The organism is Bradyrhizobium sp. McL0616 (genome assembly GCF_049993385.1).
Lineage (GTDB): Bacteria > Pseudomonadota > Alphaproteobacteria > Rhizobiales > Xanthobacteraceae > Bradyrhizobium.
In genome coordinates this window covers 825,219-839,896 of record NZ_CP188255.1, presented here as the reverse complement: position 1 = coordinate 839,896, position 14,678 = coordinate 825,219, and the positions used below count along the sequence as shown (strand labels likewise).

The following is a 14,678-nucleotide window of genomic DNA, read 5'->3' as shown; positions in this document are numbered from 1 at the left end:
GAACCGCCTTACCGCCAAGCAGACGAAAGGCTGCATCGGCCGGCACAGGCATCAACTTCGGTCGCGTCACATGGGCCGACATGGTGATCCCCCAATCCTCCACATTAGGCGACCGCATGGTTAACAAGCGGTTAATGTCAACAGCTGATGCGGAAACGGGGCCGCGGATGCAGTCGAAAATGCGCGAAGCCTACGCACGCGCGCGGTGCGAGCCTTCGCCTCCCGCTACCCCCGGAAATCAATGCTCCGCAGCACGATCCCCGGCGGGGTGCCTTCGAACTCCGTCGCCTGATATTTGCGTCCGGTGCAGGCTTCGATGCGGTCGCGCAGGCGGGTGAACTGGGCTTCGCGCTCGGCGGGTCTGGCGCGCGGGCCGCGCTCGAGGTCGTCCATGGCGGAGGTCGAGATCGCGCAGGGGATCTCCGTCGCGCCGTCCTGCATCGAGAACTGGACGATGCCCCGATCCTGGTCGTGGCCGATGAAGCGGCTGGTGGTGAGGGTCATGGGTAACTCCTGTTACGCGAAAAGTGCGCTCCCTCTCCCGCTTGCGGAGGAGGGTTGGGGTGGGGGTGTCGCCACGATCGAGATACTCCCCGTGTGGAAAGAACCCTCACCCGCCTCGCATCTTCGATGCGATGCGACCTCTCCCGCAAGCGGGAGAGGTGTAGCGAGACCGCGCCCGTGGCCGCCTTCAATTCTCGCCGCTCAGCCGCACGAAATCGTCGAACAGCGCGGCCACCAACGCGCGGTGGCGGGTGTCCTCGGTGGGCAGGCTGGCCGCATAGAGGTTGAGCAGGTGGCGCGCCTTCACCGCGGCTTCGGGCCACGACATCGCGGGCACCGTCATCATGCGATTTTCGAGATCGGCCTCGCGATCGCGCAGCTCCCGGACATGGGCCTCGACCTCGGCCAGCGCGCGGCGCAGATCGGTCGCCTTCTGGGCGGCCATGCCGCGATGCTTGTCGAGATCGACCGGGATGTCGTTCATGCGCTGGCGCTCGCGTCAGTTGCTTGCGCATCCGCAAGATCGACCGAGCCGATCGACAGCATCTCTGTCGCGCCCCGCACGCCTTCGGACGGCACTGTGATCATGGTGGCGATGCGGCGATAGGCCGCGAAGGACAGTCCCTCGATCGTCTCCTCGTCGGTGACGACCTCATAGGCGCCCGCCGGCAATTCGCGCGCGATGCCGCGGATGTGGAACGGATGCCTGAATGTGATGGTTTCGCGCCGCGAGCGGATGGTCATGCGGGCCTGCCTTTCGCAAGTGGAGCCCCTACCGACGCCGCTAGCGCCGACAATGCGCTCTATAGGTGGTAATAGCCAGCACTATCATCACGCCAGCGTGTGCGCTGCGGCCGCGCCCGCGGCCTTCGCGCGCGCCGTTTTTGTCCTCGCAATTGGCGTGGTGCAGGCGTACTTCACATGCGTGTCTGCACGCGCGCGGACGAGTGTTGCAATCGGACGAACTCGAACCTCCAGAGGAGACGGACGTCATGGCCAAGGGACAGCAACGCAGCAATCGCGAGACCAAGAAACCGAAAAAGGACAAAGCCAAGGTGATCGCCGCGGCACCGACCCGCAAGGAAGCGGGCTGGCAGCCGGATTTCGGACCGGCGAAGAAGAAGTAACAGTAGATATAGCGCCGGCTGCGTCGACGGATTCCGTCATGGCCGGGCTCGTCCCGGCCATCCACGTTCTTGCTGCGTGGAGACCAGAACGTGGATGCCCGGGACAAGCCCGGGCATGACGAGTTTGTGGAGCGACCACGCTCCCAACTCTCACCTCCCGCGCGGAGACTCCCCCTCACCCCACCCTCTCCCCGCAAGCGGGGCGAGGGAGAGCAGGCACCGTGCCCTCCGCCGCCGTCTCCTCGCCGTCGCGCTTTTTTGCTATGCTCGCCCGGGTAGCAACACCGGGAGGGGTATATCGTGGATCACGCACCCAGGCTTGAGCCGAAAAACCTCGTCATCTGCTGCGACGGCACCGGCAACGAGATCTCGGAAAACATCTCCAACGTCCTGAAGCTCTATCGCTGCCTGCGCAAGACCGACAAGACGCAGCCGCGGCAGATGGTGTTCTACGATCCCGGCGTCGGCACGGTGACGGAGCCGTCGACGTGGAATCGCTGGAAGTCCAACATCAAGCTGGTGCTGGGGCTCGCCACCGGCTACGGGCTCGATGACAACGTGCTCGCGGCCTATTGCTTCCTGGTCGAGCATTACGCGCCGGGCGACCGCATCTATTTGTTCGGCTTCTCGCGCGGCGCCTATACCGTGCGGGTGCTGGCGGGGCTGATCCACAAGGTCGGCCTGATCTCGCCGGAACAGGCGAATCTCGCCGGCAGCGGCTTCATCGCCTACAAGCAATATTCCGGCACCGGGCGCGGCAACGACCTCGACGACCTCAAGGATGGCGGCTTCGACGAGGACGGGCCGATCGCGGAGGACAAGTTCGATCTCGCCGCGCAATTCGCGCGCTTCACCTCGTCGCGCTGGCCGACCATCCACTTCATCGGCGTCTGGGACACGGTGGCGAGCGTGATCGTGCCGCGCGCCGACCGGCTCTATTGGCCGAGCCTGGAGGAGCTCGCTTTCACGCTGCGCAATCCCAGCGTGAACATCTTCCGCCAGGCGATCGCGATCGACGAGCGGCGCTGCATGTTCCGCCTGAAAGAGTACGAGGAGCCGCAGGAGTTCTGGAGCAACCGCTTCGTGCCCGACCACAGGAAGGAGCCGCAGGACATTCTGCAGGTGTGGTTCGCCGGCGTGCATTGCGACGTCGGCGGCGGCTATCCGGAAGTCGAGAGCGGGGAATCGAAATATCCGCTGATCTGGATGATCGACGAGGCGACCAAGGCCGGGCTGAATTTCAACAAGCGCAGCGTGAACCAGCTTGCCTGGGGCATCGCGCGCAAGAACTCACCGTTCCAATATGTCCCGCCCGCCTATACCGGCAAGGTGGGCGAGCTGCACAATTCGATGAGTGCGGCCTGGCGCGTGCTGGAATTCCTTCCGAAGAGCGCGACCTACAAGGAATGGCCGGAGCGGAAGGTGTTTGCGGGGTTCTACATCCCGGATTGCGAGCCGCGCGTCATCCCCGAAGGCGCGCATGTGCATGAGAGCGTGCTGAAGCGGATGGCGGTGGAGCCCGGGTATCGGCCGGTGAACCTGCCGAAGGATTATGTGACCGTGCCGATGCCGGTAGCGGCGGGGGCGGATGCGGGGGCTGAGGCGGGGGAGATTGTGACGGGGTGAAGGTGGGGGCTCGTCATTGCGAGCGAAGCGAAGCAATCCAGAGTCTTTCCGCGGAGGCAGTCTGGATTGCTTCGCTGCGCTCGCAATGATGGGTGGGGAGGCAGCACCCCACCCCGCTACCGCCACTTTCCGCAGTCTCCGCTACTTTTCATTAAAATTCTCCCGCGCGCCTTAGCGTGATCGCATCACCTGTCTCGCAACATTGCGAACCACCCGCCGCGCCTCGCGGAATTGGAGGAGAGTGCCAATGCATCCGCGCCGACATGCCCGCGTCAAACCTGCCGGCCGCGTATCCCGCCAGGCCAAGATTATCACCGACCCGCGCGCGCCGGTGATCGAGTGCACGCTGATCGACTATTCGGCCGGCGGGGCCTGCGTCGATCTCGGCGGCCAGGTGAAAATCCCCGACAGGTTCGAGCTCTTGCACGTCAACACCAAGAAGCGCTGCCGCGTGGCCTGGAAGCGGGGGACGAAGGTGGGTGTGGTGTTTTAGGATTCTTTCTTACCCTCCCCTGGAGGGTAAGAAAGCTACGCTCGCATCCGGGCCTTCGCGCCCGCGACGATCTGCATCGCGACGCCGGCGATCCATCCCAGCAGCACCAGCCAGGTCAGCGCGTCGTCCGCCTCGAGCCGCAGCACGATGACGGCGACGGAGGCGAGTGCGGCGAAGGTGGCGCAGAGCGTGCCGGCCGAGCTCAGGAATTCCGCGGCGTCGATGTGGCTGTGCGCCTCGTCGAACGGCAGCTGCGGCGTGTCGATGCCGAGATAGAAGCCGACCACGCCGAGCAGCATCATCAGCATCAGAAAGCCCTGCGTGGTCAGCGGCGGAATCGCCGAGCCCACATAGGCGCCGACGAACAGCCCGCACGCGGCGCCCGCCATCGCAAGGCCAACACGCTCCAGCACATGGGCTGCCTTCCGGACACGAAATCGCATGGCGGGCCTCGCGGGGCGTTGGGTGCCCGGACGTTAGGCCTGTTTTGCGGCGGGTGGAAGGTTGGGGGAGTTACGGATGCGTGAGGTGGGGGTTAACTCCCTCTCCCCGCTTGCGGGGAGAGGTGCAGAAAGAAGTCACCTTGCCCCGAACGAGGTCTTGCCGAACAACTCCTTCTGCGTCGAGGGCTGCGAGCGCCAGTATTGCGGGGGCGCCTCGACCACACCACCAACTTCGGCTGCGGCGTGCCAGCCCCAGCGGGGGTCGTAGAGCATGGCACGACCGAGCGCGACCATGTCGCCCTTGCCGGATGCGACGATCTCTTCAGCATGCTTGGCGTCCGTGATCAGGCCGACGGCAATCGTCGGCACCCCGGTCTCGCGCTTGATGGCGTCGGCAAACTGCACCTGGTAGCCGGGGCCGAGCGTGATCTTCTGCAGCGGCGAGACGCCGCCGGAGGAGGCATCGATCCAGTCGACGCCGCGCGCCTTCAGCGCCTTGGCAAATTCAATGGTCTGCGCCAGGTCCCAGCCGCCCTCGACCCAGTCGGTCGAGGACACCCGCATGCCGACCGGCTTGTCGTGCGGAAAGGCCGCGCGCACCGCGTCGTAAATCTCCAGCGGGAAACGCATGCGGTTCTCGAGCGAGCCGCCGTATTCGTCGGTGCGCTTGTTGGAGATCGGCGACAGGAACTGATGCATGAGATAGCCGTGCGCGCCGTGCAGCTCGATCGCGTCGATGCCGATGCGCATCGCGCGCTTCGCGCTGTCGACGAAGGCCTCGCGGATGCGCTTCAGGCCGCTCGCATCGAGCGCGAGCGGTGCGGCCTCGCCCTCCTTGTGCGGCAGCGCGCTTGGGGCCACCGTCTGCCAGCCGCCTGCGCTCAGCGGAATCAGCTGGCCGCCGTCCCAGGGCCGCGCGCTGGAGGCCTTGCGGCCCGCATGCGCGAGTTGCATCGCGATCGCGGTGGTGGAATGCTTTCGCACGGAAGACAGGATCTGCTTCAGCGCGGCTTCACAGGCATCGCTGTAGAGCCCGAGGCAGCCCGGCGTGATGCGGCCGATCGCCTCGACATGGGTCGCCTCGATGCAGAACATCGACGCGCCCGACAGCGCCAGATTGTTGATGTGGGTGAAATGCCAGTCATTGGCGACGCCGTCGTCGGCCGAATACTGGCACATCGGCGACACCACGACACGGTTCTTCAACGTCAGGCCGCGCAGCTTGATCGGGGAAAACAGGGCGCTCATGCGGGGGAGTTCCGGGGGATGAGAGGGCGGGAGATTGAGGAGAGTGTAGTGCTGGGCGGGCGGATTTCCAGCGGCGCGGCGGGCATGGCCGCGCGCAAGGCCATGCATTGCGCGTGTCATATGATCACAAGACCGCGACACAAGCTCCGCCGGAACGACGGTTAATCCAGTTCCTCGAACTTGCCCGGCTGGGGCTTGCCCATCCGGATGCGGCCATCGGGCAGCAGCTCGCCATCGGCCTCGGCCGAAAACTGGATCGTATTGCCGCCGCCGTCGCGCTTCGACGCCTTGCCGAGCGGCCCGAGCTTGCCCCCGAGCGTGGTGTCGTCCTCGACGAACACGCGGTAATCGGTGAGGTGGAAGCGGCGCGGCGCGAGCCAGGTCAGCGCCGGCACGGACGTGCGCATGTCGCCGTCGTTGACGCGATCGACGGTGCGGCCGGTCACGTCCCGGAACAGATCCGGCGGATCGACCAGCCGCGCGCGGCCGCCCTCGATGGCGTAGAGGTTCAGCGTGACGATATGGCGCTCGCTGCGGAAGGTGACGGCAACATAGTGCGAATCCGCCGACCAGGCGGCGTGGAAGGCATCCGGCGCGCTGTCGAGGATGTTGTCGTCGTTGACGTTGTCGAGCGTCATCACCCGGCGATGGCCGGGCTCGGCCATCAAATAGATGCGGAATTTGTCGGAGCCGGCTTCGCCCTCGCCATGGGCGGCAATGGAGAGCTTTCCATTCGGCGCCCGGCCGCCGGTGATGATGGCGTATTCGCCCTTGGCGTATTTGTGCTCGGCCGTGGCAAAGGCCGGCGACAGCGCGAAGGTGAGGAGAAGGGCGAGAATGGCGCGGAGGTTGGGCATGATGATGTGCCGGGCAACGGGGAGCCGACGTTCAACCTACTCCACCAGCGTGAACTGCAACAGCAGCGTCCGCTGCAGCAAAGAGAAATTATCGTCGGACACCATCGTCAGCACGGTCTCGCCTTCGGGCGTGACGTGGGCGTCGATGCCTTCCATGTTGTCGACCTCGTGGCCGAGATCCGCCTCGAACAGCACGGGGCCGTCGACCACCGCTCCGGGCGCGATGGTCTTCAAGGGTATCGAACGGATGCGGATGTTGATGCCGGTGAACCAGGAGAATTTGCGTTCGAGGATGAGCAGCGCGCCCGAGGGCAGCAGCACGGCGTCGCTGATGAACTGCTTGTCGGTGCGGCGGATGCTGAACTGGCCCGGCGACGGCCCGCCGATCAAAAATCCGATCAGGTTGCCGTCGACATCGAAGCCGCCTTCCGACATCGCGATCAAGGTGCCCGCGAGCGGCTGGCCTTTTGGCACGAAAACCAGTGCCTCGAGCCCCTTGTTGTACGGCAGTTTTCGCAACCCCGGCGGCGTCGGCAACACCTCGCCGCGGGCACGCGTGCCGCCCTTGGCGAAATCGAAGCGCATGATCTGGTTGACGCGCTCGAGGCCGACATAGACGAGATTGCCATCGCGCGCGAGCGACTCGGTGTCGTACCAGAGCCGCTTCTCCGTGATTGGTCGCCCCTCGGCATTGAGCAGCGGCGCGGCCTCGACGTCGTCGAGCCCGACCATCTTGCCGCCGGAATAGCGGATGCTGCCGGTGAACCAGGTGCCCTGGTCGGAGATCGCGAGGAAACGCTCGCCACTGGTGTCGAGGAAGCGGAGGCCGGACAGGCCGCCAAAACCGCGATGCGGCGAGGTCAGCACCAGGCCGCTGCGATAGACGAGCTGACCGAAGCGCGTGCGCGACCGGTCGCGCGGCTCGAAGAACGGAATCGGCCGCGCGTTGACCTCGATCCCGGCAGGTTCGGTGACCGCGTGCTCGGGCTGCGCCGACTTTGGCGCCGGCTGCGCCTGCGCGTATCGAGCAAATGCGAGAGTGGAAAATCCCGCCGCCGCGTGGCCAAGGAAGCTGCGGCGGGACGGTAGCGTGCTCACGAATGCAGTTTGCGTCGCGGACGGTTTGCCGGTTGCGTCGGCGCGGTGTTGGTCTCGCTGAACAGTTCGGCGAGCTTTTCGGTGATGGCGCCACCGAGCTCTTCGGCGTCCACGATCGTCACCGCGCGGCGATAATAGCGCGTGACGTCATGGCCGATGCCGATCGCGATCAGCTCGACCGGCGAGCGGGTCTCGATCTCCTCGATGATGTGGCGCAGATGCCGCTCGAGATAGTTGCCGGGATTGACCGACAGCGTGGAATCGTCGACCGGCGCACCGTCCGAGATCATCATCAGGATCTTGCGCTGCTCGGGCCGGCCGAGCAGACGCTTGTGCGCCCAGTCCAGCGCCTCGCCGTCGATGTTCTCTTTCAGCAGCCCCTCGCGCATCATTAGGCCGAGATTCTTCCGCGCACGACGCCACGGCGCATCCGCCGATTTGTAGATGATGTGGCGGAGATCGTTGAGACGGCCGGGATTGGCCGGCTTGCCGGCGGCAAGCCACGCTTCACGCGACTGCCCGCCCTTCCAGGCGCGCGTGGTGAAGCCGAGAATCTCGACCTTGACGCCGCAACGCTCCAGTGTGCGGGCGAGAATGTCGGCGCAGGTCGCCGCCACCGTGATCGGGCGACCGCGCATCGAGCCGGAATTGTCGAGCAGCAGCGTCACCACGGTGTCGCGGAACGTCGCCTCCTTCTCGTGCATGAAGGACAGCGGGTGATAGGGATCGGTCACCACGCGCGACAGCCGCGCGGGATCCAGAATGCCCTCTTCGAGGTCGAACTCCCAGGCGCGGTTCTGCTGCGCCATCAAGCGCCTCTGAAGGCGGTTGGCGAGACGGGCGACGATGCCCTGCAGATGCGCGAGCTGCTTGTCGAGATAAGCGCGCAGCCGCTCCAGCTCGTCATGGTCGCAGAGGTCTTCGGCGGCGATCACCTCGTCGAACTTCGGCGCGAAGGCGTGATATTCCGGCCCGCGCGGCTCGTTCTTCCCGTGCGAGTTCGGACGCGTCGCCTCGCCCGGCGTCTCGTCGTCGCCAAGCTCGCCGTCGTCGAACGTGTCAGAGGTCGAGGCCTGCGCGCTTTCCATCGCACTCTCGCTCATCTCTTCCGAACTCGCCTGCGCCTGGTCGGCGCTCATCTCCTGGGCGGCATCGGAATCGGGCGAGCCTTCGGCGCCGGACTGATCGTTGTCGCCGTCGCGGTTCTCGTCGTTCTCGTCGTTGTCTTCGCTGTCGGCATTGCGCTCGTCGCCGAGCTCGAGCGCCGAGAGCAGATCATGTACGGCATCGCCGAACCGGGTCTGGTCCTCGACCAGGCCATCGAGCCGGTCGAGCCGCTTGCCGATCTTGTCTTCCAGAATGGGCCGCCAGAGATCGACCACCTTCTTGGCCGCCGTCGGCGGCGCCATCCCGGTCAGCCGTTCGCGCACCAGCATCGCCAGTGCGTCCGCGAGCGGCGCATCGGCGCGGTCGGTGATCTCGTCGAACTTGCCGCGATGGAAGTGATCGTCGAGCATCGCCGTGAGGTTTTTCGCAACGCCCGCCATGCGGCGCGCTCCGATCGCCTCGACACGGGCCTGCTCGACCGCCTCGAACACGCCGCGCGCCTGCGGATTGCCGGGCATCAGCTTGCGATGCAGCTTGGCATCATGACAGGCGATCTTGAGCGCGATGGAATCGGCGTGGCCGCGCACGATCGCGGCATCGCGCTTCGTCATTTTCCGCGCCGGCTCCGGCAGCCGCGCCTTGCCGGGCGCAAGGCCCGGGCGCTCGGCCGCGAAGCTGACATCGAGCTCGGGCGACTTGGCGATCGCCTTCAGGCATGACGCCACCGAGCGCTTGAAAGGCTCGGTCGGCGCTTCCTTGGTGTTACGGAATTTTGAGTTGGATGATGTGCTCATAGCGACTTCGTAAACGAGTGGCGTGTCACCCCGCCGGGGTAGCCCTTGAGGGTGCCGAATTCCTCGTACCCGCAGGAACGATAGAAGCCCGGCGCCTGAAAACTCATCGTGTCGACATGGGCCTGGATCGCGCCCTGCCGTCTTGCCTCGTCCTCGATCGCCGCGATCAGCTTCGTCCCGAAACCCTTGCCGCGTTGCTTCTGGTCGATCCAGAAGTACTGGATGAACAGAACCGTCGCCCAGAGATGCCCGACGATGCCGCCGACAATCTTGCCGCGGTCTTTCAGCGAGACCGCGACACTCTTGAACTTCTGCTTCCCAAACTGCTCGTCGTTATAGGCGCCGAGCCCGGCAAGCACAGCCTTCTTGGTCGTCCCAATGGTGCGCTCGACGGTGATGGTGGCCATTGTTCGGCTATCTGGGATCAGCTGAGCGCCACGTTGACCGCCGATTCCGGCAGCTCCGCGTTGAAGCAGCGCTGATAGAACTCGGCGACCAGGGGACGCTCGAGCTCGTCGCACTTGTTGAGGAAGGTGACGCGGAAGGCGAAGCCGATATCGGCGAAGATGTCGGCGTTTTCCGCCCAGGTGATCACCGTGCGCGGGCTCATCACCGTCGACAGATCGCCATTGGCGAAGGCGTTACGGGTGAGATCGGCAAGGCGGACCATCTTGTTGACGATGTCGCGGCCCTCCGTGGTGCGATAGTGCTTGGCCTTCGCCAGCACGATCTCCACTTCCTCATCATGGGCGAGGTAGTTCAGCGTGGTGACGATCGACCAGCGGTCCATCTGGCCCTGGTTGATCTGCTGGGTGCCGTGATAGAGGCCCGAGGTATCGCCGAGGCCGACCGTGTTGGCGGTCGAAAACATGCGGAAGGCCGGGTGCGGCTTGATCACCTTGTTCTGGTCGAGCAGCGTCAGGCGGCCCGACACTTCCAGCACGCGCTGGATCACGAACATCACGTCGGGGCGACCGGCGTCATATTCGTCGAACACCAGCGCGATGTTGTGCTGCAGCGCCCAGGGCAAAATGCCGTCGCGGAATTCGGTGACCTGCTTGCCGTCGCGGACCACGATCGAATCCTTACCGACGAGGTCGATACGGCTGATGTGGCTGTCGAGGTTGACGCGCACGCAGGGCCAGTTCAGGCGCGCCGCGACCTGCTCGATGTGGGTGGATTTGCCGGTGCCGTGATAGCCGGTCACCATGACGCGACGGTTCCTGGAGAAACCGGCGAGAATGGCAAGCGTGGTGGCACGGTCGAAACGATAGTCGGCGTCAACTTCGGGCACATGAGGATCGACTTCGGAATAGGCCGGCACTTCGAGATCGGTGTCGATCCCAAAGACCTGGCGCACCGACACCTTCATGTCGGGCAAACCGGAAACTTCCTCAACTTTGGACAGAGCGGCGGTCGTCATCAATCCTCCGAGGCCACGGGCGGTCCCGAGACCAGTTATTTGCACGTTGGCTGCGGCTGGGTGCGGCTGCGAACCTAGCAGAGACAACGTGCGGGCAGAAGCCCGTGCCCCAATCAAAGTTCCGTTGTCTTTTCATTTAGATAGGCAAGGAACGCGATTTTTGGAAGGCTGCCCTGCGAATCACGCTTGAATTTCGTACCTGGAGGCGGGCGCTGCCCATGCCAATGGCACTTTTACCGCCTCGTCTTACTTATGTAGGGACTGAACCCGAATGCCCCCACCCACCACAGAGACGACGTGACGTCATTCCTTGATCCCCTCATATCCTTCGTTTCGGCCCATGCGTGGCTGGCCTATCTGACCCTGTTCCTGGCGGCGCTTCTCGAAGCCGTTCCGGTGGTGGGATCGGTGGTCCCGGGCTCGACCATCATCCTGGCGCTGAGCGCCCTGGTTCCGGGCGGCGAGCTCAAGCTGCAATGGGTGTTGCTGGCCGCCGCGGTCGGCGCCGTCATCGGTGACGGCTCGGCCTATTGGATCGGGCACAAGCAGCAGCGCGAAATCCTCAACACCTGGCCGCTGACCAATTATCCGCGCGTGGTCGAGGAGAGCGAAAACTTCTTCCAGCGCTTCGGCACCTGGGCCGTGTTCTTCGCCCGCTTCGTGCCGCCGATCCGCGCGTTCGTCCCGGTCACGGCCGGTGCGGTCGGCATGCCGCCCGCGCGGTTCTACGCCATCAACATCCCGGCGATCCTGGTCTGGGCGCCCGTGCATGTGCTGCCCGGAGTACTGGCGGTGTCGGCGTTGCACAAATATGCCGGCCTGCCGCACGATGAACATGTCGGCAAGCACATCTGGATGTTCAGCGTGTTTGGCGTGGCGATCGTCGTGGGGCTGGCGGCCTGGACCATCCGCCGGAGGCATGGGGGCGGCACAGTGCCGGCAAAGCCTCGGGCCCAGGGCGTGAGCTCAGAAATGTGATCAGCCGAGGAAGGCATGCCGTGTCCGCTTCTTGGGCTTAATTAAGCGGTGATAGCGCGCTCCGCAGCGTGGCGCTTGATATCCCCATGAGTCCTGTGAAGGGATCACTCAACTCCAGAACCAAGAAGATCGCGGCGGCAAACGACAGCGCGCACACCAACAGCGACATCATCACGATCAGATTGGTTCGTGCAAACAAGGTGCAGCTGACGAAAATCGCGCCAAGCCAGAACACCAGAATGACCAGGAATGGCGTTGGAATCGCACCGCTGGTTTGCGCAAACAGCTGCAGTCGAATCTGCGCGGCTTCCGTGAAGGCCTGGGTGGCCCGAGATTGCAGCGATCGCTGGAGGTCATTGCTTGGCGACAGCCGCCCCAGTTCAATTTCAAACGCGGATGACTCCACACTCGATTCGAACCGAACGGGCCTGCCAGCCGTCATCTCTTCCTCGTGCCAGATGCGATCGGCCAGCGGCTGAATGCCCTGGCGCAGAAGGTTTCGCAGACGGGTTGCTTCCGGGCCATATCGCATGAGCAGATCGTCCAGAAGGATGATGGTCGCGGTCATTTGCCTGACCTGATTAGTCTTCTGATCGAACGAATTCTTCGCAGACGCGATCAGCAGACCCAGCACGAGCGCCGCCAAGGTGCCGATCAGGCTCGTCGTCATCTTCACGACTTCCCTGGAGTCCGCAGTCTGATGATGCTCCGACAGGAAAGGTCGAACGACCATGCCGATCAGGGCGCCGCCAAATATCACGGCGAACACAAGAAGCGAGATCGTCAGATCGTTCATTTTTGTGCTCGCTCTGCCTCTTGGCGGCTGACACGGTGCTCTGCACTGGATAGGCGGCTCGGCTAACGGCCATTGCTGACCGCTTACTTGTGGACCAACGTCGATCGACGCCGATGGCGTGCGCGGTTTCCTCGGTGATCGCGGGAGAGCTCTGCGCCAAAGCGCGTGGTGCGAACGCCACACAGACAATCAGGGTACATGACCGTTCTCCTCGGATTGTCGGTCAAGCCGCGGAAGCGACGGAAGGTTTCTCGGCAAGCATCGTTCGCCGATCGTGAATCAGACTTTCCAGCCGATGGGCTGCGACATTCAGGGTCGCGTCGTCCACGGCGCTCTCGTCACCGGCCGCGGATCGGGCCCGCTGCGCTTTGAGAATGCCATCAATTTCTTCTTCGATATCCGACAACTCGGCCTCGGTAGAGGCCTTTCGGATACGGCGCCCGAGCGCGTAGAGCGAATCCAGCGGACCCTCGCTTTTCGAGCTCCCAAGTCCTAGGAATTTCCAGGCCGCGGCGAGCACAGTCGCAGCGCCTCCCAGGATCATCGGCGTGAGGTAAATCCAGTTGCCGTATTCATCCATGAAACTCTGTTGGGTGCCATTGTAGACGGCTGCCGCTCCGGGATGCAGCGGAAGATACGCATCCTGATCCGTGCTGGGCGCGGTGATCTGTGCGAAAATCGGATCCTCTGCCAGAAGGTTCCCTGCGCACGCTCATGATTGTCTGGGTGAGCGTGGCGACCAGATCGGAACCAAGCTTCTTGTTCGCAACCAGATAGAGTGAAGTCCTCAAGGTTGTCAGGTCATCGTCCGGGACCGGCGGCGCTCCTCGCAAGGTGCCCTTTGGGACGTCAAAACTCTCATAGGCGCGCTCGGTTTCCGCGATTGCCGCAGCGGAATCGATTGCGATCAGGATCGGCAATGCTTTTGGTCCCTGCTGGGAAAAGCCTCGCACCAACGACAGATATTTCTCGGCCAAAGGGATCACGACGAGCACTGCGGCGACCTCCTTGGATTGGATGGCTCGCCGGGCATCCGTCAAAGGGATGTCCTTGAACGTCTTCTGTCGGTCCAGTCCGTATTCCTTGCTCAGCACATCAATGACTTTGGCATTGGCTTCGCCACCGATCACGCCGATGCGCCGACCTTTCAATTTGTCGATGCTGTCGATGGCCGAACCCGGCGGCGCAACGATGAGGACGACCATGTGGCTCACGACGACCACGGCTTTCGCTTGTGACAGGTCACCGACATCGCCGCGAACTACGGCTAGGTCGACTTTGCCTGTCGAAAACGCATTGGCCGCCTCTAGCGCTGTGCCGCTGTCGATAACCTTGAGACGAACCGGTGCGTTGGTCGCAACAAGGCGGCTTGCGATGGCGGACATCGCCTTGGCAGCTTCGCCGTCAATCGAGCCGACCGCCACGCTCAGGGTCACCGGGCGCGTATAGTACCGATAGGCGAACAGGCTGGCGCCTGCCGCAAGACCAACCACCCCGACCAGCAGGACAAAACGAAGCCAGAGTGGCAGATTCAGCGAGGTCATACGCGTCTCCCCTGCGCGATAGCCGATCAAGCGCTCGCACCGCCGGCTTTATTGGTTCACCTCATGACCATTTCTTTTCCCGGTCACTTGCCGGTCGTCCCTCCTTCGAACGAGAATACGCGGCTCCAGTCATTCTTCACGTCGACAATGGTCCAGCCCGCGGAGGCTGCGACGAGCGAACTACCGCTCAACAGCAAATCGCGGCGTTTCAATCCTTTACCCGCTGGCTTGCTGATCTCGGTGTCAGGTCGACGCGCGTCATGGTCACTGTCGCGGCATAGAACAATCCTCCTGCGGGATCTTCAATAGCCGAAGTGCAGGATCGGGAACGCAGGGTCTGTCGCCCACTCAGATGATGCATCTGAAGCCAACATGGCTCATCGACGTGTCGACCGGCTGTGCGTGGCGCGCCGCCGGCCGATAACGCCGGCAGTAGTTTGGCGCGCATAAATGCGAGCCGCCCTTGACCACCTTGCGGGGAATTCTGTGTTGGGGCTGGCGGGGGTCGCAGCTGTCTCCCTCGATCCCGCCGCGCGGATTTTCTGGAATGCAGCACGCTTTCAAAGGTTCGGACGATTGTTTGCTACCGGACATTGCGCCCCACACGATGGGGAAGCAAGCGCGATAATGGTCAGCCTCG

At 63.9% G+C, this 14,678-nt stretch carries 17 protein-coding genes and 1 pseudogene; 4 read left to right on the top strand and 14 right to left on the bottom strand.

Going from position 1 to position 14,678, the window contains the following annotated elements; all coding sequences use genetic code 11:
• Positions 1-225: 225 nt before the first annotated feature.
• From ACPPVR_RS04050 to ACPPVR_RS04040, 3 genes are all read right to left on the bottom strand, one after another.
• A complete protein-coding gene (locus ACPPVR_RS04050; RefSeq protein ID WP_426612984.1) occupies positions 226-504 on the bottom strand; it encodes a DUF1488 domain-containing protein in 279 nt (92 codons plus the stop codon).
• Positions 505-691: 187 nt separating this feature from the next.
• Positions 692-988 (bottom strand): hypothetical protein, encoded by a 297-nt coding sequence (locus ACPPVR_RS04045; RefSeq protein WP_426612983.1) that lies wholly within the window; start codon positions 986-988, stop codon positions 692-694.
• Positions 985-1,248 carry a hypothetical protein gene (locus ACPPVR_RS04040; RefSeq protein WP_426612982.1) on the bottom strand — a complete coding sequence of 88 codons (264 nt, stop codon included), beginning with the start codon at positions 1,246-1,248 and terminating at the stop codon, positions 985-987. Before ACPPVR_RS04040 ends, ACPPVR_RS04045 begins: the two co-directional genes overlap by 4 nt.
• A 248-nt stretch (positions 1,249-1,496) precedes the next feature.
• Here ACPPVR_RS04040 and ACPPVR_RS04035 point away from each other — a divergent pair, with 248 nt between their 5' ends.
• The 3 genes from ACPPVR_RS04035 (at position 1,497) to ACPPVR_RS04025 (ending at position 3,750) form a co-directional block, all read left to right on the top strand.
• The gene (locus ACPPVR_RS04035) at positions 1,497-1,631 is read left to right on the top strand and encodes a hypothetical protein (protein ID WP_426612981.1); all 135 of its coding nucleotides are present in this window, start codon (positions 1,497-1,499) and stop codon (positions 1,629-1,631) included.
• Between the two features lie 300 nt (positions 1,632-1,931).
• Entirely contained in the window at positions 1,932-3,257 is a 1,326-nt protein-coding gene (locus tag ACPPVR_RS04030; RefSeq protein WP_426612980.1) for a T6SS phospholipase effector Tle1-like catalytic domain-containing protein, read from the top strand.
• A 247-nt stretch (positions 3,258-3,504) separates the two neighbouring features.
• Positions 3,505-3,750, top strand: coding sequence for a PilZ domain-containing protein (locus ACPPVR_RS04025; RefSeq protein ID WP_426612979.1), 246 nt, complete (start codon positions 3,505-3,507; stop codon positions 3,748-3,750).
• Positions 3,751-3,785: 35 nt separating this feature from the next.
• Here ACPPVR_RS04025 and ACPPVR_RS04020 read toward each other — a convergent pair whose 3' ends face one another.
• The 7 genes from ACPPVR_RS04020 to cobS form a co-directional block, all read right to left on the bottom strand.
• Positions 3,786-4,193: a hypothetical protein gene (locus tag ACPPVR_RS04020; protein WP_426612978.1), complete on the bottom strand. Its 408-nt coding sequence runs from the start codon at positions 4,191-4,193 to the stop codon at positions 3,786-3,788.
• A gap of 135 nt (positions 4,194-4,328) precedes the next feature.
• Positions 4,329-5,441, bottom strand: coding sequence for an NADH:flavin oxidoreductase/NADH oxidase (locus ACPPVR_RS04015; RefSeq protein ID WP_426612977.1), 1,113 nt, complete (start codon positions 5,439-5,441; stop codon positions 4,329-4,331).
• 161 nt (positions 5,442-5,602) lie between these two features.
• Positions 5,603-6,298, bottom strand: coding sequence for a hypothetical protein (locus ACPPVR_RS04010; protein WP_426612976.1), 696 nt, complete (start codon positions 6,296-6,298; stop codon positions 5,603-5,605).
• Between the two features lie 36 nt (positions 6,299-6,334).
• The gene (locus ACPPVR_RS04005) at positions 6,335-7,396 is read right to left on the bottom strand and encodes an esterase-like activity of phytase family protein (protein WP_426612975.1); all 1,062 of its coding nucleotides are present in this window, start codon (positions 7,394-7,396) and stop codon (positions 6,335-6,337) included.
• Positions 7,393-9,297 carry a cobaltochelatase subunit CobT gene (gene cobT, locus ACPPVR_RS04000; RefSeq protein ID WP_426612974.1) on the bottom strand — a complete coding sequence of 635 codons (1,905 nt, stop codon included), beginning with the start codon at positions 9,295-9,297 and terminating at the stop codon, positions 7,393-7,395. The genes ACPPVR_RS04005 and cobT overlap by 4 nt, the downstream gene beginning before the upstream one ends.
• Positions 9,294-9,704, bottom strand: a complete 411-nt coding sequence (locus tag ACPPVR_RS03995) for a GNAT family N-acetyltransferase (protein ID WP_426612973.1) — start codon at positions 9,702-9,704, stop codon at positions 9,294-9,296. The genes cobT and ACPPVR_RS03995 overlap by 4 nt, the downstream gene beginning before the upstream one ends.
• 17 nt (positions 9,705-9,721) lie before the next feature.
• The gene (gene cobS / locus ACPPVR_RS03990; protein ID WP_426612972.1) at positions 9,722-10,720 is read right to left on the bottom strand and encodes a cobaltochelatase subunit CobS; all 999 of its coding nucleotides are present in this window, start codon (positions 10,718-10,720) and stop codon (positions 9,722-9,724) included.
• A 297-nt stretch (positions 10,721-11,017) separates the two neighbouring features.
• Between cobS and ACPPVR_RS03985 the strand changes: the two genes are divergently transcribed.
• On the top strand, positions 11,018-11,698 hold the full coding sequence (locus ACPPVR_RS03985; protein ID WP_426612971.1) for a DedA family protein: 681 nt from the start codon (positions 11,018-11,020) through the stop codon (positions 11,696-11,698).
• A 37-nt stretch (positions 11,699-11,735) separates the two neighbouring features.
• Here ACPPVR_RS03985 and ACPPVR_RS03980 read toward each other — a convergent pair whose 3' ends face one another.
• The 4 genes and pseudogenes from ACPPVR_RS03980 to ACPPVR_RS03965 form a co-directional block, all read right to left on the bottom strand.
• Positions 11,736-12,494: a hypothetical protein gene (locus tag ACPPVR_RS03980; RefSeq protein ID WP_426612970.1), complete on the bottom strand. Its 759-nt coding sequence runs from the start codon at positions 12,492-12,494 to the stop codon at positions 11,736-11,738.
• 223 nt (positions 12,495-12,717) lie between these two features.
• The gene (locus ACPPVR_RS03975; RefSeq protein WP_426612969.1) at positions 12,718-13,074 is read right to left on the bottom strand and encodes a hypothetical protein; all 357 of its coding nucleotides are present in this window, start codon (positions 13,072-13,074) and stop codon (positions 12,718-12,720) included.
• Positions 13,067-14,038: a TAXI family TRAP transporter solute-binding subunit gene (locus ACPPVR_RS03970; protein WP_426612968.1), complete on the bottom strand. Its 972-nt coding sequence runs from the start codon at positions 14,036-14,038 to the stop codon at positions 13,067-13,069. The genes ACPPVR_RS03975 and ACPPVR_RS03970 overlap by 8 nt, the downstream gene beginning before the upstream one ends.
• Before the next feature lie 348 nt (positions 14,039-14,386).
• A pseudogene (locus tag ACPPVR_RS03965) lies at positions 14,387-14,602 on the bottom strand (SUMF1/EgtB/PvdO family nonheme iron enzyme); the annotation flags it as partial.
• Positions 14,603-14,678 lie beyond the last annotated feature (76 nt).

Bases quoted from the DNA above. Each gene is read 5' to 3' on its own strand.
- ACPPVR_RS04050 (WP_426612984.1), bottom strand. From the start codon at position 504: ATGACCCTCACCACCAGCCGCTTCATCGGCCACGACCAGGATCGGGGC.
- ACPPVR_RS04045 (WP_426612983.1), bottom strand. From the start codon at position 988: ATGAACGACATCCCGGTCGATCTCGACAAGCATCGCGGCATGGCCGCC.
- ACPPVR_RS04040 (WP_426612982.1), bottom strand. From the start codon at position 1,248: ATGACCATCCGCTCGCGGCGCGAAACCATCACATTCAGGCATCCGTTC.
- ACPPVR_RS04035 (WP_426612981.1), top strand. From the start codon at position 1,497: ATGGCCAAGGGACAGCAACGCAGCAATCGCGAGACCAAGAAACCGAAA.
- ACPPVR_RS04025 (WP_426612979.1), top strand. From the start codon at position 3,505: ATGCATCCGCGCCGACATGCCCGCGTCAAACCTGCCGGCCGCGTATCC.
- ACPPVR_RS04020 (WP_426612978.1), bottom strand. From the start codon at position 4,193: ATGCGATTTCGTGTCCGGAAGGCAGCCCATGTGCTGGAGCGTGTTGGC.
- ACPPVR_RS04015 (WP_426612977.1), bottom strand. From the start codon at position 5,441: ATGAGCGCCCTGTTTTCCCCGATCAAGCTGCGCGGCCTGACGTTGAAG.
- ACPPVR_RS04010 (WP_426612976.1), bottom strand. From the start codon at position 6,298: ATGCCCAACCTCCGCGCCATTCTCGCCCTTCTCCTCACCTTCGCGCTG.
- cobT (WP_426612974.1), bottom strand. From the start codon at position 9,297: ATGAGCACATCATCCAACTCAAAATTCCGTAACACCAAGGAAGCGCCG.
- ACPPVR_RS03995 (WP_426612973.1), bottom strand. From the start codon at position 9,704: ATGGCCACCATCACCGTCGAGCGCACCATTGGGACGACCAAGAAGGCT.
- cobS (WP_426612972.1), bottom strand. From the start codon at position 10,720: ATGACGACCGCCGCTCTGTCCAAAGTTGAGGAAGTTTCCGGTTTGCCC.
- ACPPVR_RS03980 (WP_426612970.1), bottom strand. From the start codon at position 12,494: ATGAACGATCTGACGATCTCGCTTCTTGTGTTCGCCGTGATATTTGGC.
- ACPPVR_RS03975 (WP_426612969.1), bottom strand. From the start codon at position 13,074: ATGGATGAATACGGCAACTGGATTTACCTCACGCCGATGATCCTGGGA.
- ACPPVR_RS03970 (WP_426612968.1), bottom strand. From the start codon at position 14,038: ATGACCTCGCTGAATCTGCCACTCTGGCTTCGTTTTGTCCTGCTGGTC.